Source organism: Pseudoalteromonas sp. SIMBA_162 (assembly GCF_046535955.1).
GTDB lineage: Bacteria > Pseudomonadota > Gammaproteobacteria > Enterobacterales > Alteromonadaceae > Pseudoalteromonas > Pseudoalteromonas marina.
This window is the reverse complement of the sequence record NZ_JAWJBQ010001177.1, coordinates 1-237: the sequence shown is the minus strand read 5'-3', so window position 1 is coordinate 237 and position 237 is coordinate 1. Positions and strand designations below refer to the sequence as shown.

The 237-nt window shown below is 37.6% G+C and carries 1 protein-coding gene; it reads right to left on the bottom strand.

All coding sequences use genetic code 11. From position 1 onward, the window contains the following. Positions 1 to 224: hypothetical protein (locus R0J88_RS23395; RefSeq protein ID WP_410901374.1), on the bottom strand; the 224-nt coding region annotated here is incomplete at its 3' end. Positions 225 to 237: the final 13 nt, after the last annotated feature.

Below are 237 nucleotides of genomic sequence, written 5' to 3'. Positions count from 1 at the left end.
CGTAAAACCTCCAGGGTATGTATCTCTAATATAACTGTTTTAGCCTTAGCGTCAACTGCTTCACTAAATGCACGTTTTAAATAAGCATGTAACCCTTTCTCAACCTCATCTTCGAGAACAATATGATATACACGGTCACTAGCATGTGCTGTTAAACTAGGTAAAAAAAGAACGAATGATAGCATTAACATAAAAGTCCAGCTAAACATTCTTCCTATTTTCATCGCTCCACCTCCC